The sequence below is a fragment of the Acidovorax sp. LjRoot38 genome, from assembly GCF_964252975.1.
In the GTDB taxonomy this organism is placed as follows: Bacteria; Pseudomonadota; Gammaproteobacteria; order Burkholderiales; family Burkholderiaceae_C; genus Acidovorax; species Acidovorax facilis.
In genome coordinates this window covers 232318-252694 of record NZ_CAXUPT020000005.1, presented here as the reverse complement: position 1 = coordinate 252694, position 20377 = coordinate 232318, and the positions used below count along the sequence as shown (strand labels likewise).

General features: G+C 66.1%; 19 protein-coding genes. 4 read left to right on the top strand and 15 right to left on the bottom strand.

Features of this window, described 5'->3' with window-relative positions:
• Nucleotides 1-14: 14 nt before the first annotated feature.
• Nucleotides 15-1268, bottom strand: coding sequence for a multifunctional CCA addition/repair protein (locus ACSQ22_RS11230; protein WP_436130323.1), 1254 nt, complete (start codon nucleotides 1266-1268; stop codon nucleotides 15-17).
• Nucleotides 1269-1313: 45 nt separating this feature from the next.
• Here ACSQ22_RS11230 and ACSQ22_RS11225 point away from each other — a divergent pair, with 45 nt between their 5' ends.
• On the top strand, nucleotides 1314-1769 hold the full coding sequence (locus tag ACSQ22_RS11225) for a hypothetical protein (protein ID WP_436130322.1): 456 nt from the start codon (nucleotides 1314-1316) through the stop codon (nucleotides 1767-1769).
• Between the two features lie 24 nt (nucleotides 1770-1793).
• On the opposite strand, the gene ACSQ22_RS11220 is transcribed toward ACSQ22_RS11225, so the two are convergent.
• From ACSQ22_RS11220 to ACSQ22_RS11210, 3 genes are all read right to left on the bottom strand, one after another.
• Nucleotides 1794-2102, bottom strand: coding sequence for an NIPSNAP family protein (locus tag ACSQ22_RS11220; protein ID WP_218298910.1), 309 nt, complete (start codon nucleotides 2100-2102; stop codon nucleotides 1794-1796).
• A gap of 8 nt (nucleotides 2103-2110) precedes the next feature.
• Nucleotides 2111-2803, bottom strand: a complete 693-nt coding sequence (locus ACSQ22_RS11215; RefSeq protein ID WP_436130321.1) for a glutathione S-transferase family protein — start codon at nucleotides 2801-2803, stop codon at nucleotides 2111-2113.
• Between the two features lie 126 nt (nucleotides 2804-2929).
• Nucleotides 2930-3502 carry a 5-formyltetrahydrofolate cyclo-ligase gene (locus ACSQ22_RS11210; protein WP_121422201.1) on the bottom strand — a complete coding sequence of 191 codons (573 nt, stop codon included), beginning with the start codon at nucleotides 3500-3502 and terminating at the stop codon, nucleotides 2930-2932.
• A gap of 14 nt (nucleotides 3503-3516) precedes the next feature.
• On the opposite strand from ACSQ22_RS11210, the gene ACSQ22_RS11205 reads away from it, so the two are divergent.
• Together ACSQ22_RS11205 and ACSQ22_RS11200 are read left to right on the top strand one after the other, a co-directional pair.
• Complete coding sequence (locus ACSQ22_RS11205; RefSeq protein ID WP_436130320.1) at nucleotides 3517-5502, top strand: transglycosylase SLT domain-containing protein; 1986 nt, start codon at nucleotides 3517-3519, stop codon at nucleotides 5500-5502.
• Between the two features lie 91 nt (nucleotides 5503-5593).
• Nucleotides 5594-6193: a DUF4124 domain-containing protein gene (locus ACSQ22_RS11200; RefSeq protein WP_228897439.1), complete on the top strand. Its 600-nt coding sequence runs from the start codon at nucleotides 5594-5596 to the stop codon at nucleotides 6191-6193.
• 136 nt (nucleotides 6194-6329) lie between these two features.
• Here ACSQ22_RS11200 and ACSQ22_RS11195 read toward each other — a convergent pair whose 3' ends face one another.
• The 9 genes from ACSQ22_RS11195 to ACSQ22_RS11155 form a co-directional block, all read right to left on the bottom strand.
• A complete protein-coding gene (locus ACSQ22_RS11195; protein WP_228897438.1) occupies nucleotides 6330-7262 on the bottom strand; it encodes an MBL fold metallo-hydrolase in 933 nt (310 codons plus the stop codon).
• A gap of 125 nt (nucleotides 7263-7387) precedes the next feature.
• A complete protein-coding gene (gene rbsD / locus ACSQ22_RS11190) occupies nucleotides 7388-7777 on the bottom strand; it encodes a D-ribose pyranase (protein WP_121507634.1) in 390 nt (129 codons plus the stop codon).
• Entirely contained in the window at nucleotides 7774-8718 is a 945-nt protein-coding gene (gene rbsK / locus ACSQ22_RS11185) for a ribokinase (protein ID WP_228897437.1), read from the bottom strand. The genes rbsD and rbsK overlap by 4 nt, the downstream gene beginning before the upstream one ends.
• A complete protein-coding gene (locus tag ACSQ22_RS11180) occupies nucleotides 8715-9737 on the bottom strand; it encodes a LacI family DNA-binding transcriptional regulator (protein WP_176888217.1) in 1023 nt (340 codons plus the stop codon). The genes rbsK and ACSQ22_RS11180 overlap by 4 nt, the downstream gene beginning before the upstream one ends.
• A gap of 35 nt (nucleotides 9738-9772) precedes the next feature.
• Nucleotides 9773-10765, bottom strand: a complete 993-nt coding sequence (locus ACSQ22_RS11175; RefSeq protein ID WP_436130319.1) for an ABC transporter permease — start codon at nucleotides 10763-10765, stop codon at nucleotides 9773-9775.
• The gene (locus ACSQ22_RS11170) at nucleotides 10762-12423 is read right to left on the bottom strand and encodes a sugar ABC transporter ATP-binding protein (RefSeq protein ID WP_436130318.1); all 1662 of its coding nucleotides are present in this window, start codon (nucleotides 12421-12423) and stop codon (nucleotides 10762-10764) included. Before ACSQ22_RS11170 ends, ACSQ22_RS11175 begins: the two co-directional genes overlap by 4 nt.
• Before the next feature lie 160 nt (nucleotides 12424-12583).
• Nucleotides 12584-13537, bottom strand: a complete 954-nt coding sequence (locus tag ACSQ22_RS11165; protein ID WP_436130317.1) for a sugar ABC transporter substrate-binding protein — start codon at nucleotides 13535-13537, stop codon at nucleotides 12584-12586.
• Between the two features lie 466 nt (nucleotides 13538-14003).
• Nucleotides 14004-15686: an AMP-binding protein gene (locus tag ACSQ22_RS11160; RefSeq protein WP_176888221.1), complete on the bottom strand. Its 1683-nt coding sequence runs from the start codon at nucleotides 15684-15686 to the stop codon at nucleotides 14004-14006.
• A gap of 74 nt (nucleotides 15687-15760) precedes the next feature.
• Nucleotides 15761-16504: an FFLEELY motif protein gene (locus ACSQ22_RS11155; protein ID WP_436130316.1), complete on the bottom strand. Its 744-nt coding sequence runs from the start codon at nucleotides 16502-16504 to the stop codon at nucleotides 15761-15763.
• Between the two features lie 97 nt (nucleotides 16505-16601).
• On the opposite strand from ACSQ22_RS11155, the gene ACSQ22_RS11150 reads away from it, so the two are divergent.
• A complete protein-coding gene (locus ACSQ22_RS11150) occupies nucleotides 16602-17495 on the top strand; it encodes an esterase/lipase family protein (RefSeq protein ID WP_436130315.1) in 894 nt (297 codons plus the stop codon).
• Between the two features lie 976 nt (nucleotides 17496-18471).
• Here ACSQ22_RS11150 and phhA read toward each other — a convergent pair.
• Together phhA and ACSQ22_RS11140 are read right to left on the bottom strand one after the other, a co-directional pair.
• Nucleotides 18472-19311 (bottom strand): phenylalanine 4-monooxygenase, encoded by an 840-nt coding sequence (gene phhA, locus ACSQ22_RS11145; RefSeq protein WP_218298897.1) that lies wholly within the window; start codon nucleotides 19309-19311, stop codon nucleotides 18472-18474.
• Between the two features lie 65 nt (nucleotides 19312-19376).
• Complete coding sequence (locus ACSQ22_RS11140; RefSeq protein ID WP_218298896.1) at nucleotides 19377-20345, bottom strand: Bug family tripartite tricarboxylate transporter substrate binding protein; 969 nt, start codon at nucleotides 20343-20345, stop codon at nucleotides 19377-19379.
• Nucleotides 20346-20377: the final 32 nt, after the last annotated feature.

Here is a 20377-nt window from a genome sequence, read left to right as displayed (position 1 = left end):
GGTCGCGTGCGGGGTCAGGCAACGTCGCTGCGGGGCTGCAGCCACTGCGCCACCGCTTCCACCCGCGCCTGGTGGATCAACGCACCCACCTGCGGCCCAGCCACACCCTTGGCCGCCGCCTGCGCTGCAATGTCGCGCGTGACGACCGATTGGACGGCCGCCAGCACAGCCGCCAGCCGCTGGCGCTGCGGGTAGGCGGATTCTTCAAACCCCAGCCGTCCGCGCGCATCGCATTCGCAGGCCAACAGGATGTCGGCGAACCGCTCGGGCTTGCGGATGGCGTCGCAGCGCTCCAGCAGGCGCACCAGCGCGGCGGCCGACAGATCGGTGCTGCGGTGGATGTGGCCGTGCTCGCGGGCCACCACATCGGCCGTCTCGCGGCATTCCACGGGCACGCGCAGGCGCTCGGCCACGTCTTTCAGCAGCTCCGCACTGCGCTCCTCATGCCCGATGTGGCGGGGCAGTACGTCGGCGGCCGTGGTGCCCTTGCCCAGGTCATGCACCAGGCAGGCAAACCGCACGGGGAGTGACGCCTGCAGCCGGGCCGCCATGTCCAGCACCATCATCAGGTGTACGCCCGTGTCCACCTCGGGGTGGTACTCGGCCCGCTGGGGCACGCCCCACAGGCGCGCCACTTCGGGCAACAGCACCTGCAGCGCGCCGCACTCGCGCAGCACCTCGAACATGCGCGAGGGTTGTGCTTCCATCAGCCCGCGCGCCAGCTCCTGCCACACGCGCTCTGCCACCAGGTGGTCCACCTCGCCATGCGCGACCATCTCGCGCATCAGCTGCATCGTCTCGGGCGCCACCGTGAAGTCGGTGAAGCGCGCAGCAAACCGCGCCACGCGCAGGATGCGTACCGGGTCTTCGCGGAAGGCATCGGTCACATGGCGCAGCACGCGCGCACGGAGGTCTTTTTCGCCGCGGTAGGGGTCAAAAAGGCGGGTGGCGCCGGATTCATCTGTGCTAGATGCTATCGAATTGATAGTGAGGTCGCGGCGCGAGAGGTCTTCCTCCAGCGTCACATCGGGCGAGCTTTGCACCACAAAGCCCCGGTAGCCGCGCCCGCTCTTGCGCTCGGTGCGGGCGAGCGCGTATTCCTCGCGTGTTTCGGGGTGCAAAAAGACGGGGAAGTCGCGCCCCACGGGCAGGTAGCCTTGCGCCAGCATCTGGTCAGGCGTCGCGCCCACCACCACCCAGTCGTGGTCATTCACCGGCCGGCCCAGCAGCTTGTCGCGGACCGCGCCGCCTACCATGTAGATTTGCATCGGTGTAGTTTAGGACGAGCACTCGGCCGTATATTCCAGCCCACCATGTCCCTATCGTCCGAACTCACCATTGCCCAGCTCAACCCCGACGGCAGCGTGCCCGTGCCCACGGCGCCCGACGCAGCGGCCAACGCCGCCGCCGAAGCCCTGCAGCGCGAGGCGCAGTTCGAAGCCCTCAAGGCCAAGGTGGACGACCTGCAAGAGATCCTGGCCAAGCCGCTCAATGAAATCCTGGCCGACCGCGACAAGTTCAAGGAAGCGATGGCCGCGTGGGACGCCTTCGGCGCCATGTGGATGCTGTCACAGCGCGCCATGAAGCGCGTGGCGCTGGATCTGGCTGCGCAGCAGGGTGTGAGCGACGAAGAGGTGGTAGCGCGTGCGCTCGCCTATGCCAACCAAGTGCTGAACGCGGAGGAGGACGACCTGGGCTGCACCATTGCCCCCGCCCAGTTGGCGCACATTGCGCGGCACAAGCCGTTTTTGCGCAAGCAGTTCCGGTAGTTGGGCGGGTGCGCCCACGCCTGTTCAGCGGAACACCGGCCTGAAAAAGCTCCGCTCATAACTCACGATGCACCCCGTCTCCTCGGCGTAGCGGAACGCTGCCTGGCACTCCGCGTCCTGCATCGACTGCTGGCGGTACACCTCGTAGGCCGCGAGGCTCTCAAACGTGAACAGCGCCAGCGCGATGTTGTTGGCGCCCTCGCTGGGCATGAAGTAGCCGTGGTGCTGGCCGCCGAACTTCTCGACCAGCGGTATCCACAGCCTGCCGTAGTGCTCGAACTCCTTGAGCTTGCTGGTGTTGAGCACGTAGCGCAGGTAGATGGTGACAGCCATGGCGATGCTCAACCCTCGGTATGGCGCAGGCGGTACGGCTCTTCGAAGTCCAGAAAGTCCTTCTCGGCCAGGGCTTCGTCGATCCAGGCTTTCACGCCGGGCAGTGCGCGCACGCGGTCTACATAGGCCTTGATGGGGGTGGGTACGGGCAGGGCATAAGAGTGCAGGCGCATGCACACGGGGGCAAAGTAGGCGTCGGCCACGGTGAACTCGCCAAACAGCATAGGGCCGCCGTGCTCCTGCAGCAGTGCACTCCACATCTCCACCAGGCGCTGGACGTCGGTGCGCACGCCGGCTTTGTCGCGCCAGATCAGCGCGCCGGCATCGGCCAGATTCGCCTCAATGTTCATGGGGCAGTTGCCGCGCAGGGCGGTGAAGCCGCTGTGCATCTCGGCGCAGACGCTGCGTGCGCGCGCACGGGCCTTGGCGTCCGCGGGCCAGAGCTTCTTGTCGGGGTGGGTTTCGGCCACGTATTCGGCAATCGCCAGGGTGTCCCACACGACCAGATCGCCATCGACCAGTGCAGGCACCTTTCCCGTGGGGCTTACGGGGCTCATCACACGCTTGAACTCCGAATCGGCGTCAAAGCTGTCGAAGCGCACGCGCACTTCTTCAAACGCAATGCCCGCCTGCCTGAGCAGCACCCAGGGGCGCATGGACCATGAGGAGTAGTTCTTGTTGCCGATGTAGAGCTTGAGCATGGGGGCACCTGAAAAATGAAGGTCAGCCCGCCATGCTAGCGGCTGCGCGATGCGCCAGCGATGCCAAAAAAGGTCTGAATGATGCGCAGCGCGCATCACCGGGCCCCGAGGAGCCGGTCTGGCCGCTCAGACAGGCCAGACTACCCCGTTGTCGTTCAGGATGGCGTCGAGCGGCAGGTCGAACTCCTCAGGCTCGAAATCATCCAGATAGCCATGGGTGAAGCCCAGACCCACGGTGAACGGCTTGGGCTGCAGCGTGGCCAGCGTGCGGTCGTAAAAGCCGCCGCCATAGCCCAGCCGGTAGCCACCCGGTGCGTAGCCCACGCAGGGCACAAACAGCAGAGTAGGCACGATGACCTCGGTGTCCTTGGGCTTGGGGATGCCGTAGGCGTCTTCTTCCATTGGGCAGCCGGGGTACCAGGCGTGGAAGGTGAGGGTCTTGTGCTGCTTGTTGACCACCGGCAGGCCGATGCGGCGGCGCAGGGGTTCGTCCAGCAGCTCGCCGTCTTCCTTCCAGCGGTGCAGGGCGGGCAGGGGGTCGAACTCGCCCTTGATGGGCCAGTAGGCGCCGATCACCGTATCCGGCCGGTTCACCAGCCAGATGCGCATCACCTGCTGTAACAGGTCGGCCCGCTGTAGGCGGTCGGGCAGGTTGAGGCGTTCTTCTATCAATGCGCGCCGAAGGGCTGCTTTGTCCATCAGATAATTCCCCCATGCAATTTCTCAGAGCGATTCTGACACCCCTTGTGGCCGCCACCCTGCTGGCTGCTACCGCGCCCCTTGTCATGGCGCAAAACCGTGGTGACGATACCCTGCTGGAGATGCAGCAGGCGTTCCGCAAGGGCGACCGCAACAAGCTCGCGCAGCTGCTGCCTGCGGCACGCGGCCATGCGCTGGAGCCCTGGGCTGCCTACTGGGAGCTGCGTGTGCGTCTTGGCGAGGCCTCGCCACAGGAGATCCAGTCCTTCATGCAGCGCTACGCCGGCACCTACCAGGAAGACCGCCTGCGCAACGACTGGCTGCTGCTGCTGGGTCAGCGCCGCGACTGGAGCCAGTTTGCCGAGCAGCACCCGAGCTACCGCATGTCGGACGACCGCGAAGTGCGCTGCTACGCCCTCCTGATCGACCAGATCAAGGGCACGGCGCCTGCCACGGTGGCTGAGGACGTGCGCAGCAACTGGTATGCGATCCGCGACGCCGACGATGGCTGCACCCACGCCGCGCGCGTGCTTTATGGCTACAAGAAGCTCTCGGCCCTGGACGTGTGGCGCAAGGCCCGCCTGGGTGTGGAGGCCAACCGCCCCCGTGTGGTGCGCACGGCGGTCGAAATCGTCTCGCCGGAATCGCTGCCGCAGCTCAAGGATGTGCTCGATGCGCCCAGCAAGTACCTGCTCTCGCGCGCCACTGCGGCCGGCAAGGCCCGGCAGGAACTGGTGCTGCTCGCCCTGTTGAAGCTGGCCACCAGCGACCCGGACAGCGCGGCCTACCAGCTGGAGAACAAATGGGGCGTGCATCTCTCCGCCGAAGAGCGCAACTGGGCCTGGGGCGTGATTGGCAAGACCGCTGCGCAGAAGCTGGCCAGCAACGCCCATGGCTACTTTGCCAATGTGACCAAGGACAGCGACCTCAACGACGACCTGCTGGGCTGGAAGGTGCGTGCCGCCCTGCGCGCCGGCCAGTGGAAGGCCGTGGGCAAGGCGGTGGACGCCATGGGCCCTGAAGGCCGCCAGGACAGCACCTGGGTGTACTGGAAGGCGCGCTCGCTGCTGGCGGGCCGCGTGAGCGATGCCGAACGCGCCGAAGCACGGCAACTGCTCGAAGGCATTGCCGGAACGCGCGGCTTCTATGAGCAGCTGGCGCTCGAAGAGCTGGGCCAGCGCATCACCACGCCGCCCGCGCCCGCGCCCCTCACCGCCGAAGAAAAGGCCGCCGCTCGCGCCAACCCGGGGCTCAATCGCGCCCTGTACGCCATCCTGCTGGGCCTGCGCAGCGAAGGCGTGCGCGAGTGGAACTACACCACCAACCTGCACCAAAGCGGCGGCATGCCCGACCGCGAACTGCTGGCCGCCGCCGACTTCGCCTGCCAGCGCGAGGTGTGGGACCGCTGCATCAACACCAGCGAGCGCACCAAGAGCGTCGTGGACGTCACGCAGCGCTTTCCCACCCCCTTCCGCAGCGCGGTGGTGGAGCGTGCCAATGGCATCGGCCTGGACCCGGCCTACGTGTACGGCCTGATCCGCCAGGAAAGCCGCTTCATCATGGATGCGCGCTCGCACGTGGGCGCCTCGGGCCTCATGCAGGTGATGCCCGCCACCGCGCGCTGGACGGCCAAGAAGATCGGTCTGAACGGTTTCACGGCCGACCAGATCAATGACCGCGACACCAACATCACCATCGGCACGGCCTACCTCAAGCTCGCGCTGGACGACTTTGCGGGTTCCATGCCCATGGCCGCGGCCGCCTACAACGCTGGCCCCGGCCGCCCGCGCAGCTGGCGCAACGGCCCGGTGCTGGACGCCGCCATCTGGGCCGAGAACGTGCCGTTTGCCGAGACGCGTGACTACGTGAAGAAAGTGCTGTCCAACACCACCAACTACGCGGCCATGCTCACCGGCCAGCCCCAGTCGCTCAAGAGCCGCCTGGGCACGATCGGCCCGCGCGATGCGGCGTTGCCAGAGGTGAACAAGGATTTGCCTTGATGGGCCGGTGGTTGCTATAAATAGAAGAGCTGCTGGCGCTTATCAGATAAGCGCTAGGGCCTATTTTTGCCAATATTTGGAGGGGTAAGCCATGGGAAAACTGGGTTGGGTGGCCATGGTCGCCCTGGCGATGGCTTTGGGCGCAGCAGCGCAGGCGCAGCCGGTGTACAAGTGGGTCGATGCCGACGGCAAAACCCATTACGGATCGCAGCCGCCGCCTACCTCACAGGATGCCGAGCCGATGAAGCTGCAGAACAACAACGGTACCAGTGGCAGCGGTGGGGCAGGCAGCAAGGGCAGTGCCTCTTCTGCTGGCAAGTCGGCGGGTGCCACCCAGTTCAACCCCGACGGCACCAAGAAGATTCCGAAAGACGTTCAGGAATTTGGCGAGGGGCTGAAGAAGGCCCTGGGCACGGTGGACGGCAAGCAAGTGCCGCTCAACTGCGCCACCGCCGTGGACAACATCCACTACCAAGCCGACCTCATGCTGGAAGTGGGCCAGAAGAACGTGCGCGACGGTTACATGGCCCAGGCGGACTTTGACAAGGCGGCACCCAAGATCCGTGAAGCCAAGGGCAAATACAGCGTATCGGACTGCCAGGGCGCATCGGGCAACAAGAAGGCGTTCTACCAGTGCATGTCCAGCAGCAACAACCATGTGACGGGGTGCGACAAGCAGCACAAGCATTGAAGCCGTGCCGAGGCGCTGTGTGCCGTCCCCCAAGAGGGACGCCTGCAGCGGCCCGGTCAAGGGCGTGCCTGGCGGCACTGACTGAGGTACGTTGCTGCGTTCATCGGGGATGCCAAGGTCCGGGCGGACGTCGTATCTATGCGTTGTGCAGCATGTCGCCTTGGCGGGTGGCCGCACCGGACCGCACCAGTTCGTCGCTCAGGCTGCCAAGCCATTCAACCTCGGCCTGATCGGCAAAGTGGCGCTCGCGCAGCATGCCGAAGTAGGGCGTGGCCTGCGCCCATGCAGCCAGGTCCTGGAGGCTGATCTGCTGCCATTCCAACAGCTTGTACTTGAGCAGCACCTTGGCCGCATAGAGCGCATGTTTGCCCGGGTTGCGCACAAAACCGTCCAGGCGGCGGCGTGCGCCATCGATGGCACGGGGCGCATCGACAAACACCGGCCCGTGGCCGGGGATCACGACCTGGGGCGATAGCTGCTCGATCACATCCAGCGTTGCGGCCACCTGGGCGAACGCGTCTTCGCCTTCCAGCTCGGGAAACACCACGCCAAAGCCGTTTTCCCACAGCGCATCGGCCGAGATCAGCACACGGCCCTGGGGCTCGAACAACACCACCGAATGCGGATCGTGCCCCGGCGCGGCATGCACCTGCCAGGGCTTGTCGCCCAGCAGTACGCAGGAGTCGGGCACCAGCAGCGTGTCGGCCCGAAAGGGTGGGCATTCCTGGCCCGTCGGTGTGTAGCTGAGCGCATAGGCATCCCACTGGCGCACATGGTCGGCCTGGCCGGGTGGAATGGCCGTGAGCACGCCGGGCCAGGCCTTTTGCAGCGCGGCATTGCCGCCGCAGTGGTCGCTGTGCAGGTGGGTGTTGAGCAGGCGGTCCAGCCTGCGGCCCGCGAGAGCATCGCGCACCAGCTCCACGGTTTGCTCGGCATGGCTGCAATAGCCGGTGTCCACGATGGCCGTGTCGTGGTGGCCGATGAAGAGGATGTTGTTGGCCGACAGCCAGCCGCGTTCGAGAACGGTGATTTCAGGGGGCAGGAGATCGTGGGGCGCTGTGGTGGGCATGGGTGCAGGAATTCGGGGCATCGGTGGCGGGCATCAACGCCGCGCCGTGGGCTGCTGCCCAGCGTACCGCAGGTCGCGCCTGCCCGAAGTCCTCCAAAACCCGCAGCCTGGCCACCCAGGCTGTGTCAGAACGTCACGCCCGCCACCAGAATCACATTGGCATAAGGCGTGCACTCACCCGTGCGCACCATCACACGGGCTTGCTGGGTCAAGCGCTTGAACTCATCGTGCGATACGGCCTGGGGATCCACCGGCAAGTGGCACCAGGCGGGCAACTGCCCTCTATTGCGCTCCACGGCTTCGGTGGCGATCAGCGCTTTTTCGACCTGCATTTCGTCCAGCACCACCCGCAGCACATCGGCCACGGCCGGGATGCCCGGCGTCAGCGCCAGGTCGATGCGGCGCGGGCCATTGGGGATGGGCAGTCCCACGTCGCCAATCACCAGCATGTCGCCGTGGCCCAGGGTGGCGATGGCGTGGGAGAGTTCGGCGTGCAGCAGGGCGGTGCGTTTCACAGGGGGCTCCAGGCGGGCGGTTGGGGGCTTTGCGCCACGGCGGCGCGGGTGGGGATGGAAGGCTGGGCGCCGGGCTGGGTGACGCACAGGGCCGATGCCCGAATGCCTTCGCGCACGGCGGCGTCCAGCGGATCGCCGCGTGCCAGCGCCACGGCCAGTGCCCCCAGGAAAGTGTCACCAGCGGCCGTGGTGTCCACGGCTTTCACGACCAGGCCGGGGTGGTAGCGGTTGCCTGCCGCATCGGCGGCCACGGCGCCCGCAGCGCCCAGAGTTACTACGACCTGTGCGGGGCCCTTGGCGCGCAGGGCTTGTGCGGCCTGCGCGGCATCGGCGGGGGTGTCCACGCTCTGGCCCGCCAGCGCGGCGGCTTCCACCTCGTTCACCACCAGCGTGTGCACCAGCGGCCACATCGCATCGGGCAGGGGCTGGATGGGCGAGGGGTTCAGCACCACCGGGCAACCCGCCCCACGGGCCATCTCGGCGGCGGCCAGCACCTGGGGCAGGGGGGTTTCGAACTGCAGCACCAGGCCGCCTGCGCCGTGCAGTGCGGTGCCCAGCGCGGCGGCATCCAGCACAAAGCGGCCGTTGGCGCCGGGCACGACCACGATGCGGTTTTGCCCGCTGGCCTCCACGGTGATGGCGGCCACGCCGGTGGTGGTGTCGGTGTCGGTCTGCACGCCGCTGTGGTCTATGCCGTCGGCATCGAGCCCGGCGCGTAGCGTGTGGCCGTAGCCGTCATCGCCCACGCGGCCAAACAAGGCCACCTGGGCGCCCTGGCGCGCGCAGGCCACCGCCTGGTTACCGCCCTTGCCGCCGGGGACCAGGTGCAGGGCGTCGGCCAGCACGGTCTCGCCAGGGCCCGGCGCGTGTTGAACCTGCAGCACCAGGTCCATGTTCAGGCTGCCGACGACGGCGATGCGGGGCGTGTGGGTGGTGCTCATGCCGCACCTCCAGGCGCATGGGCCGTGGAGGCGCGCACGCGCAGTTCGGGCTGCAGCATCACTTTGCGTGCGTCCTGGCGCTTGCCATCGATGCGCTCCAGCAGCATGTCCACCGCCAGTGCGCCGATGCGCTGCTTGGGCTGGGCCACGGTGGTGAGCGGCGGGCTGGTGAAGGCGGTGAGTTCGATGTCGTCAAAGCCGACGATGGACAGTGCCTCGGGCACGCGCAGGTCGCGTTCGTGCGCGGCGCACAGCGCGCCCATGGCCATGAGGTCGTTGCACACGAAGACGGCGGTGGGCGGCTCGGGCGCGCGCAGCACCGCGTGCATGGCTTCGTAGCCGCCCTGGCTGGTGAAGTTGCCGTGCCACAGCAGGCCTTCGCCGGTGCCGCAGCCCGCGTCGGCGAGGGCCGTGCGCCAGCCGGCAATGCGCTGCTCGCTGGGCGCAATGCCTTCGGGGCCGCCAATGCAGGCAATGCGGCGGTGGCCCAGCGACAGCAGGTGGCGCGTGGCCAGCAGGCCGCCCTGCATGTGGGCGGTTTCCACCAGGTCGCAGGGTTGTTGCCCGGCGATGTCGATTTCGCGGTCCACCAGCACGGTGGGGATGGACAGGCCCGCCAGCTGCGTGGCCAGCGTGGCGTCATGCCCGGTGGAGACCACGATGAGCCCGTCGATGCGCCGCTCGGCCAGCACCTGCAGGTAGGTGCCCTGGCGGTGCGCCTCGTCGTTGGTGTTGCACAGGATGACGTTGTAGCCCGCGCCAAAGCAGCGGTCTTCCACGCTGTGCACGATCTCGGCAAAGTAGGGGTTGGAGCTGTTGGGGATCAGCATGCCCAGCGTGCGCGTGTTGTTGCTTTTGAGGCTGCGCGCAATGGCGCTGGGCACATAGCCCAGGGCGCGGATGGCGGCCTCGACGCGCTCGCGCCCCTCGGGGCTCACGCGGCGCGTGCCGTTGACCACGTGCGACACCGTGGTGACCGACACCTCGGCGTGGCGCGCAACGTCCTTGATAGTAGCCATGCAGGAAGAAGAAAAATCGGTGTGTTGAAACAGGTTCAGCGGGCGGCGCGGCGCTGGCGCAGCGTGTCTACGATGACGGCCGCCACGATCACAAAACCCGTGATGATGCGCTTGCTGGGCTCGCTGGCGCCGACCTGGGCCAGGCCTGCCTCCAGCACCGCGATGATGAGCACGCCAAACGCGGTGTTGACCACCGAGCCGCGCCCGCCCATGAGGCTGGTGCCGCCAATCACTACGGCCGCAATCACCTGCAGCTCCATGCCGGTGCCAGCGTTGGGGTCGGCGGCTTCCAGCCGGGCCGACTGCATCAGGCCCGCCAGGCCCGCCAGCAAGCCAGTCATGGCAAACACGATGACACGGATGGGGCGCGGGTCCACACCGGCCAGGCGCATGGCTTCTTCATTGGTGCCAATGCCCACCACGCAGCGGCCGAACACCGTGCGCGACAGCACCAGCTGCGCCGCCACCACCAGCACCACGGCCAGCAAGAAGGCGAACGAGATTCCACCAAAGAAGGGTGCCGACAGCCACGAGATCGCATCGCCCACGTACTGCGTGCGCGAGTCGGTCACCACATACGCGCTGCCACGTACGGCTTCGAGCATGCCCAGCGACACGATGAACGAGGGCAGCCGCCATGCGACGGAAATGGTGCCCGTGATGGTGCCGCACACCAGGCCCGTGGCCAGTGCCAGCGCGGCGGCGGCGGGCACCGTCCAGCCCCACTGCAGGATGGCAGCGGCCGAGGTGGCGGCGGCCAGCGCCATCACCGAGCCCACCGACAAATCGATGCCCGCGATGATGAGCACAAAGGTCATGCCCACGGCCATCACGGCCAGGGCCGGGATCTCGTTGGCGATGGTGATGAAGGTTTCGGCGCTCCAGAAATACTCGGACAGCGACGAGAACAGCGCCACCATGCCCGCCAGCACGGCCAGCAGGCCCAGGTAGGTGCCCAGCTGGCTGCGCCAGACTGAAGCGGAGGAAGGCGCCGCAGCGGGCGCGGCAGATGCGGTGGGGGCGTTCATGCGGTCACAGGAGAAGAAGTTGAAGGGGTGGTGCTGGTGCGTCCGCCGGGCTCGGAGAACGCGGCTGCCAGCAGCGATTGCTCGGACCACTCGCCGCGCTCGAACACGGCCACCAGGCGGCCCGCGCTCATCACGCCGATGCGGTCGGCCATCGCCATGAGTTCGCGCAGGTCGGACGACACCATCAGCAGCGCGCGGCCTTCTGCGGCCATGCGGTCCAGCTCGCCATACAGCTCGGCGCGCGCGCCCACGTCCACGCCGCGCGTGGGTTCATCGAGCAGCAGCACGCGGCCTTCGCGATGCAGCCAGCGGGCGAACACCACCTTTTGCTGGTTGCCGCCCGACAGCTGCCCCACGGGCTGCTCGGGGCTGCGGCAGCGGATGCCCAGCGTGCGCACAAAGCCCTGCACCAGGCGGCTTTCGAGCCCGCGCTGCAGCCAGCCGCCGCGCGACACGGCCGACAGGTCAGACAGCGTGGCGTTGATCCGGATGGGTTGCGACAGCAGCAGGCCCTGGGATTTGCGGTCTTCGGTGACCAGGCCCACACCGGCGGCGATGGCCTGCAGCGGCGATGCGAAACCCCGCTGCCAGGTGCGGGGGGCGGTGGGTGCTGTAGTGGGTGGTTTTGCTATGTTTTGTGTAGCTGCTAGCGCATGATCTACTGGCGCTTGCGGCTGTTTTTGCTCTGAATTCGGGTGCAGCGTCACGCTGCCACGGTCTGCCCGGTCGGCGCCAAACAGCAGGCGGACCAGCTCGGTGCGGCCCGATCCAACCAGCCCGGCAATGCCGAAAATTTCGCCCGCGCGCAGCTCCAGGCTCACGTCCTCCACGGCGGTGCCCCGGCCCAGGCCCTGGGCGCTCATCACCACGGAGCCGATGGGGCGGCGCGGGCGGTGGTCCAGGTCGCTGACCACGCGGCCCACCATGCGCTGCACTAGGTCGTCCTCGCTCATGCCCGCCATGGGGCGCACGTCCACCAGGCGGCCGTCGCGCAGCACGGCCACGCGGTCGGCAATGCGGCGCAATTCTTCCAGCCGGTGCGACACATAGATGATGGCCACGCCACGTGCGGTGAGGTGCGCGATCTGCTCGAACAGGTAATTGGTCTCGCGCGGCGTGAGCATGGCCGTGGGCTCATCGAGCACCAGGATGCGTGTGTCGTCCTGCAGGTTGCGCGCAATCTCCACCATCTGCTGCTGGCCGATGCCCAGCTGCGAGACCGGGGTGGCGGGGTCGATGTTGTCGAGCCCGATCTTGGCCAGCTGCGCACGGGCGGCGGCGTGCAGCACATCGCGCTGCAGCCAGCCCAGCCGGTGCGGCAGGCGGCCCATCAACAAATTCTCGGCCACGGTGAGCGTGGGCACCAGGCCCAGTTCCTGCATCACCATGCGCACGCCTTGGCGCTCGGCATCGCGGCGCGACGTGGGCGTGTAGGTTTGGCCCGCCAGCACCATGCCACCGCGCGTGGGCTGCTCCAGCCCGCAGAGGATCTTGGACAGCGTGCTCTTGCCCGCGCCGTTTTCCCCGGTCAGCGCCAGCACCTCGCCCGCAAACAGCTCCACGTTCACGCCATCGAGCACGGTGGCGGTGTAGTCTTTGCCCACGGCCTGGATGGCGAGCAGGGGCGTGGCTTGTCGGGCGGCGGAGGGGCTGAGCATGGTGGTGTGATGGGGGCGACTGCAGAGTGGGCTTTATGTTTTAAGCGGTGAACAAAGCTCAGCGAAGCGGTTCTGGCTAGGCGCCGTGTCGCAGGCAGTACTGGAAGTACGACAAGACACGGCAACAACGCCAGAAGAGCTTTGTTCTCCGCTCCGAGGCTTACTTGCTGTCTTTCGTCACCAGCACCACCTCCGTCTTCACCGTGGCGGGCAGCTGGTTCTGCGGCGTCTTGGCGGCCAGGGCCTTCTGCGCCAGTTCGATGCCGAACACGGCCTGCTTGGCGGCGTACTGGTCGGCGGTGGCCAGCACGCGGCCGTCGGCCAACATGGGCTTGATGGCGCCGATGTTGTCGTAGCCCACCACCTGCACCTTGCCGGTCTTGCCTGCGGCCTTCACGGCGGCCACGGCGCCCAGGGCCATGCTGTCGTTGCCAGCCAACAGGGCCACGAGGTCAGGGTGCTCGCGCATCATGCCGGCGGCCACGGTGTTGCCCTTTTCGATCTCCCAGTTGCCGGACTGCACGCCCACCACGGTGATGTTGGCGGCCTTCATGGCGTCCTGGTAGCCCAGGGTGCGCTGCTGCGCATTGAAGGTGGTGGACACGCCTTCGATGATGCCGACCTTGTCACCGGCCTTCAGCGTGTTGGCCAGGTGGTCGCCCACCAGCTTGGCGCCAGCACGGTTGTCTGGGCCCACGAAGGGCACGGTGATGTTCTTTTCCTTCAGCGCATCGGCATCGAGCTGGTTGTCGATGTTGACCACGAGGATGCCCTTGTCGATGGCCGTCTTGACCACGGGCACCAGCGCCTTGGAGTCGGCGGGGGCCAGCACGATGGCGCTGACCTTCTGGGCCACGGCCTGCTCGATCATCTTGATCTGGGCTGCCGTGTCTGTCTCGTTCTTGATGCCATTGGCCACCAGCGTGTATTCCTTGGCATGGGCCTTCTGGTGCGCCTTGGCGCCGTCTTCCATGGTGCGGAAGAACTCATTGGCCAGCGACTTCATGATGAGCGCGATCTTCGGCTTGTCCTGCGCGAAGGCAGGGCTGGCCAGCAGGCTGCCCACAACGGCGAGGGCGGCGGCGGTCTGAACGGAACGGCGGGTGAACTGCATGGGTGTTGTCTCCAGGTTGGAATGTGGACAAAGGCAACGCTGAACAAGCCTCTCGCGCCCGGCGCATCCCTGGCTCAGACGGTCTGCAGCGTTGCAAATCCTCGCGATAGCTACGGCTATCACTGTGGTTTGCGCCTTGCAGCCCATCCCGATCCAGGGCCCGCCGCATCGCGGAGGCTTATTCAGCGTCGCCCTAAGGCGACCGACAGCGTGGAGGGAAATCCCCGGCAGCGCCCCAAAAAAGGAGCGGCTACGGATGCCCGGTGCCTTGTCGCGATTGGGATGATAACGAAAGCAAACGTTTGCGCAAACGTTTGCTAGTCAGTAAAAACCCGGAGATACAGACATTGGAGCACCTAGTGCAGGCGGCCGACCTGCATGGTCGGAACCCAAGAAAAAGGGCGCCGAAGCGCCCTTGGGGAGGTGGCAGGGGGCGGCGCTTGGCGCGCTGCCCTTGTGAACAGCGTCAAGCCTTGCGCAATTCCCTGCGCAAGATCTTGCCCACGTTGCTCTTGGGCAACTCGTCGCGGAACTCGATGTACTTGGGGCGCTTGTAGCCGGTGAGATTCTGGTGGCAGTAGTTGGCCACCTCGTCCTCGGTCAGGGCCGGGTCGTTCTTGATGATGAACACCTTGATGGCCTCGCCCTGCTTCTCATCGGGAACGCCAATGGCCGCGCATTCGACCACGCCGGGGCACAGGCTGATGACCTGCTCCAGCTCGTTGGGGAACACATTGAAGCCGCTCACCAGGATCATGTCCTTCTTGCGGTCGATGATGCGGGTGTAGCCCTGCGGGTCCATGATGCCGATGTCGCCCGTGCGCATGAAGCCGTCGGGCGTGAAGGCCTTGGCGTTTTCTTCGGGCTGGTTGTAGTAGCCCACCATCACGTTGGGGCCGCGGATGCAGATCTCGCCCGACTCGCCCTGGGGCAGGCTGTTGCCTTCGTCGTCCTTGATGGCGATGTCGATGCCCGGCAAGGGCAGGCCGATGTTGCCGCTGAAGGTGGTGCTGATCACCGGGTTGTTGGTGCCGATGGCGCAGGTCTCGCTCATGCCCCAGCCTTCGATCATGGTGCTGCCGGTCACTTTCTGCCACTGCTTGGCCGTGCCCTCGCTGGCCGCCATGCCCCCGGCCTGCGACACGCACAGGTGCGAGAAGTCCAGCGCCTTGAACTGCGGGTTTTGCAGCAGCGCGTTGAACAGCGTGTTCACCGCAGGCAGCATGTGGAAGGGGCGCTTCTTGAGTTCTGCCACGAACTTCGGTATGTCGCGCGGGTTGGGGATCAGCGTGAGGCTGGAGCCCTGGCGGATGGCCAGCAGGCACAGCGTGAGCGCGAAGATGTGGTACAGCGGCAGTGCGGCAATGCTGTTGGCCTTGGAGAGGTCGCCCACCTTGGACAACGCGGGCGTGAACCACGCCTCGGCCTGCAGCGTGGCGGCCACGATGTTGCGGTGGGTGAGCACTGCGCCCTTGGACAGGCCCGTGGTGCCGCCGGTGTATTGCAGAAAGGCAATCGAATCGAGCGTGGCCTGGCTGGGGGCCAGGGACTTGTGCTCGCCCAGCGACAGCGCCTTCTTGAAGGTGACGACCTTGCGGCCGTTCGACAGGGGCAGGTCGTAGGCGGGCACCATCTTGGCCAGGTGGCGCACGGCGAAGGTGATCCATTTGCCAAACCAGAAGCCCAGCAGGTCGCCCATGGAGGCCATCACCACATGTTTGACGGCCGTGTGGTCAATGACCTCAGCCAGCGTGTGGGCAAAGTTCTCCAGGATCACGATGGCGGTGGCGCCCGAGTCCTTGAGCTGGTGCTCCAGCTCGCGCGCGGTGTACAGCGGGTTCACGTTCACGCAGGTGTAGCCTGCGCGCAGCACGGCGGCCATGGTCACGCCAAACTGCGGGATGTTGGGCAGCATGATGGCCACGCGCGCACCCGGCTCCAGCCCCAGGCTCTGCAGATAGGCCCCCAGCGCGGCCGAGCGGCGCTCCAACTCGCCATAGGTCATCCACTGGTCCATGCAGACCGAGAACGGACTGGATGCGTGTTTGCGGAACGACTCTTCCAGCAGGTGGGCCACAGAGCGGTATTGCTCGGGCTTCACGTCGTGTGGGACGCCCGGGGGGTAGCTCTTGAGCCAGATCTTTTCCATGCGCTTGTTTCCTTGTGCTCGCCAAATGCCATTGATAGGTGGGCACAGATTGTGGAAGGCGGGCGCGTAACGGGCTATCGGGCTTGTCCTAGTGTGCTGGCGAGCTGGGTCCCGCAGGTGACAGGATCGGCATCGAAGAGCAAATCCATCAGCGCGCGCTCGCGCTGCTCGATGGTGGCCAGAAACTGCTCCACCCCGCCGCGCTGGCGCGCGAGCTGGCCGAAGGTGTCAAACCCGGCCTCCAGAAACCTCTGCAACGCGCCCATGCCGGCAGCGTTGGCCGGGCCGCGCATCATGCGCAGCATCATCCGCAGCCCAGGTGTGCGCGTGAGGCGCGCCAGATCAGTGCCCATGGCCAGCACGCGCTGCAGCTGCTGCGCTCGTGCATGGCGCTGGCCCACAGTGCGCCAGGCAGCGGTGTAGCGGGCGGCAGCGTTGGCCGCATCGGCTTCAAGCAGCAACCACGCGCGGCCCATGTCCTGGTCCAGCTCCTCGGTCTGTGCGTGCAGCACGGCCAGGGCCACGGCGGTGGTCACCACTGGCTGGGGGAACATGGGCTGCAGCGTGCCGGCGATGCGGCCAAACTGCAGATCGCGGTCGGTGTAGTCGGTGTCGCTGTACAGCTCTTCCAGAAAGAACTGTGCTGCGGGTCCGAACGCGGGCGAGCCCATCAGGTCCGCATAGGTGCCCCGAAAGCGCCGCGCCTGCAGGCTTTTGACGCTGCCCACCGCCGCGCCCAGCGCCGGGTCGCCCGTGCGGTGCAGGCGCAGGGCGGTCACGTCGGCGATGCAGTCGCGGATGGTCTGGGCGGCATCCATGGGGCGGGGTCCTTTCTGCGTTCCGCGGGGTGCGGTGTCGGGCGGTGGTCAGACCGCACAATGCGGCTGGTCAATTACAACATTTGCCCTCACCACCATGATCGCGCGCTGGCAACGAATCCTGCTCCTGTTCATCCTGCTGACCATGGCCGTCTGGCTGGTGTGGCAATGGCACCATTCACCGTTGCGTGCTGTGCTGGGGGCACTGGTGCCGCTAGGCATTTACCTGGTGGTGATGGCGGTGGAGTTTGTGCTGATGCACATCACCAACCGTGCCGATGCTGCGCCCCGCGCCCGCCTGTCACAGGTCGTGGGTGCCTGGTGGGCCGAGGTGTGGGTGGCGTTGATGGTGTTTTGCTGGCGCCAGCCATTTCGCCACCAGTCATTGCCCGATTGGCTGCCTGCGCAGCCGACAGGAAAACGCGGCGTTGTGCTGGTGCATGGCTTCATGTGCAACCGGGGCCTGTGGCTGCCGTGGTTCGCGCCATTGCAAGCCCGAGGCCATGCCTATGTGGCGGTCAATCTGGAGCCGGTGATGGGCTCGATTGACGAGTATGCCGACATCATCGAAGACGCTGTGCGCCAAGTGACGGCGGCCACGGGGCAGGCGCCGGTGTTGTTGTGCCACAGCATGGGGGGCTTGGCGGTGCGGGCGTGGCTGCGGGCGCACCAGGCGGACGGGCGGGTGCACCGGGTGTTGACACTGGGCACGCCGCATGGGGGCACGTGGCTGGGGCGTTTCAGTCGTGCGGTGAATGGGCGGCAGATGAGCTTGGCGGGGGATTGGGTGGTGGCGTTGCAGCGGGCAGAGCCGGCGGGGCGGGCTGCGTTGTTTACGTGCTGGTATTCGAACTGCGACAACATCGTGTTTCCGGCGACTACTGCGGCGTTGGTGGGGGCGGAACACCGGTTGGTGGAAGGGGTTGCGCATGTGGAGATGGCGTTTGATCCTGGGGTGATGCGGGCCTGTCTTGAGGAGATTGAGCGATAGTTTTTTTGGATAATTTTGGCTGCTAGCGCTTTTCTATAAAGCGCTAGCAGCTATTGTTTTTGTAGCTATTGAGTCTTGCCGGGAGCGTTTGGTCTTCGCTTGCTGAAGCCTGGGCTTTCGGTGGCTACTGCATGCCAGTGTTCCGGGCGGGAGCCGGGACTCGCCCCGGCGGGCGAGGTACTTGTTCTTTGCTTCGCCAAAGAAAAGTACCCAAAAGAAAGGCGACCCCCAGTCTGCGACCCCTTCGCTGTGCGAAGGGGCAAACCTGCGGCGGGGCGGTTGCGGGGTGCGCCGTGGAACTCGCTTTGCTGCTGCGCAGCGCCGCTCGGACAACCACGGCGAGTCAGTTCACGAGGCATGCGCGCTCCGACGCGCATACTCACCCCGCAACCGCCCCGCCGCAGGCGCAGCCAGCAGGGGGTTGGGCAGTCAAACATCCAACAGCCGAACAGCCAAGCAGCCGCACGGGCCTTTGCTGCGCTCGGCCCCATCTCGCGGGCGCAAGCGCCTCGCGCTGCGCAGGCTGGGCCGAGTGCAGCGATGGCCCGAATGGATGTCCGATTCGCGGGTTCCCTTCTGTATGCGCCTGGGGCGCGCAGGGCGCGGGGTGGCACGCGCGTCGGAGCGCGCGTGCTTCGTGTTCTAGCTCGCCGTGGCTGTTTGAGCGACGCGCGCAGCGCAAAGCGAGTTCCACGGCGCACCCCGTGACCGAGCACCCCAGGTTGCCCCGCAGCGCAGCGAAGGAGTCGCAGACAGTAGGGTCGCCCTTTCTTTGGTGACTTTCTTTCGGCGACGCGAAAAAAAGTTACTCGCATGCCGGGCGACTCCCGGCCTCCGCCCTGAAACACAGGCACGCCTTCCAAACTAGCACGCCAAAGCTCCAAGAGGTTCAGCCCGTACGGCCGCTGAATGCTATTAAAATGGTAGCTATTGGTGCTTTATAGAAAAGCGGTAGCAGCCAATTTCATTCGAAAAGTCAAGCCGCAACAGCTTCCCGCTCATCCGCAGCAAACTCCGGCAACCCCCGCAGCCGCTCATAGATCGGCGCAAAGTCCGCCGCCGTCATCTCGAACAGCTGCTCAAAACTGTCGATCACAAAATACGTCTGCTGGTACGTATCGATCTTGTACCGCGTGCGCATGGTGCGCTCCAGTTGCAGCGGAATGCGCTGTGGCTCCGGGCTCTGCACTGAGTACGCCAGTTCGCCCGACGAACTCAAAATGCCCGCGCCATAGGCCCGCAACTGCCCCGCTTCGCGGATCAGCCCGAACTCGATGGTGTACCAGTACAAGCGGCTCAGCATCTCGCACGACCCCAACCCTTGAGCCTTCAGACCGCCCTGGCCGTAGCGCTGCACATAGTCCGCAAACACCGGGTTGAACAGCAGCGGCACGTGGCCGAATAGGTCGTGAAAAATGTCGGGCTCGACGATGTACTCGAACTCCTCGGGCTTGCGGATCCAGTCCGTCACCGGGAACTTGCGGTTGGCCAGCAAGGTGAAAAACGGCACCTCGGGGATCAGCCCGGGCACGCCCACCAGCTCCCAGCCTGTGGCCTTGTAAAGGCGCTCGTTGACCTCTTCGAAGCGCGGAATGCGGTCGCTGGCGCCCAGTGAGGGCAGGGCGTCGATGAACGCCTGGCTCGCCAGGCCGGGCAGCAGGGCGCGCTGGCGCTCGTACAGGCGGCGGTAGGTGTCGTGGTCGGCGTCGGTGTAGCTCGCGTAGTCCTGCGGGCAGGTGTAGTCCGCGTTGGCACGCGAGTAGTCGCCACGCGGTGGGCGGGTGGATTGGCCATAGACGACAGGGGCTTGTCCCATTTTTTTCTCCTTTGCCGCCATGGTCGGCGCACCGCGACGGGGGTGCGCACCAGCCCACGCGGCTGCTAATCGATCTTGATCTTTGCGGCCCGGATCAGGAACTCGTACTTGCTGTTTTCCGAGCGCACAAACTGCGCAAACCCGTCGAGCGTCAGCTCTTCGGGCGTGATACCCATCTTCTTGAACTTCTCCTTGCCAGCGGGCGAATGCATCGCTGCCGAGAACGCATTGGCGTAGCGGCGCGCGTCGGCATCGGGCAGCGAGGCGGGCGCGAACAGGCCGAACCAGGTCGACACGTTGAAGCCCTGCACGCTGTCGTTGATGCTGGGCACGTTCGGCAGCGCCTCATTGCGGCTCAACGTGGTTACACCCAGCGCCAGCAGCTTGCCCGACTGGATCTGCGGCAACGCCGAGGCCAGGTTGTCAAACACCATCAGCACCTGGCCGGATTCCAGCGCGGCCAGCGCGGGCTTGGAGCCCTGGAAGGGCGTGTGGCCCATCTTGGTGTTGGTGAGCGACTTGAACATCTCTGCCGAGATGTGGCCGATGCTGCCGTTGCCGCCCGATCCGTACTTGGCCTGGTCCGGGTTCTTCTTGAGGTACTGCACCAAGTCGGGCGTGGTCTTGATGCCCAGCTTGACCGCCTGCTCCGCATTCACCACCAGCACGTTGGGCGTGCGGGCTACCAGCGCGATGGGTTTGAAATCCTTGAGCGCGTTGTAAGGGAAGTTCTTGTACAGCCAGGGATTGACGGCGTGGGTGGCCACGGCGCCCATCAGCACCTGGTTGCTGGTCTTGGGTGATTTGGCGACCTGGTCCGCACCGGTACTACCACCCGCCCCCGGTTTGTTCTCCACGGTAATGGAGCCAAGCTGGGCTGCAGCACCCTCGGCCACGATGCGGGCCGAGGTGTCCAGCGGACCACCAGCGGGGTAGGGAACCACGATGGTGAGCGGGGCAGAGGGGCTTTGGGCCATGGCAAAGGTGGCCACACAGGTCAGGCCAACACTGAACAGGGTGCTACGGAGCGACATCGGGATCCTTATGAGTTCCGGGGAGCGCGCAG

Excerpts from the sequence above, each read along its gene's own strand:
- ACSQ22_RS11230 (WP_436130323.1), bottom strand. The coding sequence starts at position 1,268 with ATGCAAATCTACATGGTAGGCGGCGCGGTCCGCGACAAGCTGCTGGGC.
- ACSQ22_RS11225 (WP_436130322.1), top strand. The coding sequence starts at position 1,314 with ATGTCCCTATCGTCCGAACTCACCATTGCCCAGCTCAACCCCGACGGC.
- ACSQ22_RS11220 (WP_218298910.1), bottom strand. The coding sequence starts at position 2,102 with ATGGCTGTCACCATCTACCTGCGCTACGTGCTCAACACCAGCAAGCTC.
- ACSQ22_RS11215 (WP_436130321.1), bottom strand. The coding sequence starts at position 2,803 with ATGCTCAAGCTCTACATCGGCAACAAGAACTACTCCTCATGGTCCATG.
- ACSQ22_RS11210 (WP_121422201.1), bottom strand. The coding sequence starts at position 3,502 with ATGGACAAAGCAGCCCTTCGGCGCGCATTGATAGAAGAACGCCTCAAC.
- ACSQ22_RS11205 (WP_436130320.1), top strand. The coding sequence starts at position 3,517 with ATGCAATTTCTCAGAGCGATTCTGACACCCCTTGTGGCCGCCACCCTG.
- ACSQ22_RS11200 (WP_228897439.1), top strand. The coding sequence starts at position 5,594 with ATGGGAAAACTGGGTTGGGTGGCCATGGTCGCCCTGGCGATGGCTTTG.
- ACSQ22_RS11195 (WP_228897438.1), bottom strand. The coding sequence starts at position 7,262 with ATGCCCACCACAGCGCCCCACGATCTCCTGCCCCCTGAAATCACCGTT.
- rbsK (WP_228897437.1), bottom strand. The coding sequence starts at position 8,718 with ATGAGCACCACCCACACGCCCCGCATCGCCGTCGTCGGCAGCCTGAAC.
- ACSQ22_RS11180 (WP_176888217.1), bottom strand. The coding sequence starts at position 9,737 with ATGGCTACTATCAAGGACGTTGCGCGCCACGCCGAGGTGTCGGTCACC.
- ACSQ22_RS11175 (WP_436130319.1), bottom strand. The coding sequence starts at position 10,765 with ATGAACGCCCCCACCGCATCTGCCGCGCCCGCTGCGGCGCCTTCCTCC.
- ACSQ22_RS11170 (WP_436130318.1), bottom strand. The coding sequence starts at position 12,423 with ATGCTCAGCCCCTCCGCCGCCCGACAAGCCACGCCCCTGCTCGCCATC.
- ACSQ22_RS11165 (WP_436130317.1), bottom strand. The coding sequence starts at position 13,537 with ATGCAGTTCACCCGCCGTTCCGTTCAGACCGCCGCCGCCCTCGCCGTT.
- ACSQ22_RS11160 (WP_176888221.1), bottom strand. The coding sequence starts at position 15,686 with ATGGAAAAGATCTGGCTCAAGAGCTACCCCCCGGGCGTCCCACACGAC.
- ACSQ22_RS11155 (WP_436130316.1), bottom strand. The coding sequence starts at position 16,504 with ATGGATGCCGCCCAGACCATCCGCGACTGCATCGCCGACGTGACCGCC.
- ACSQ22_RS11150 (WP_436130315.1), top strand. The coding sequence starts at position 16,602 with ATGATCGCGCGCTGGCAACGAATCCTGCTCCTGTTCATCCTGCTGACC.
- phhA (WP_218298897.1), bottom strand. The coding sequence starts at position 19,311 with ATGGGACAAGCCCCTGTCGTCTATGGCCAATCCACCCGCCCACCGCGT.
- ACSQ22_RS11140 (WP_218298896.1), bottom strand. The coding sequence starts at position 20,345 with ATGTCGCTCCGTAGCACCCTGTTCAGTGTTGGCCTGACCTGTGTGGCC.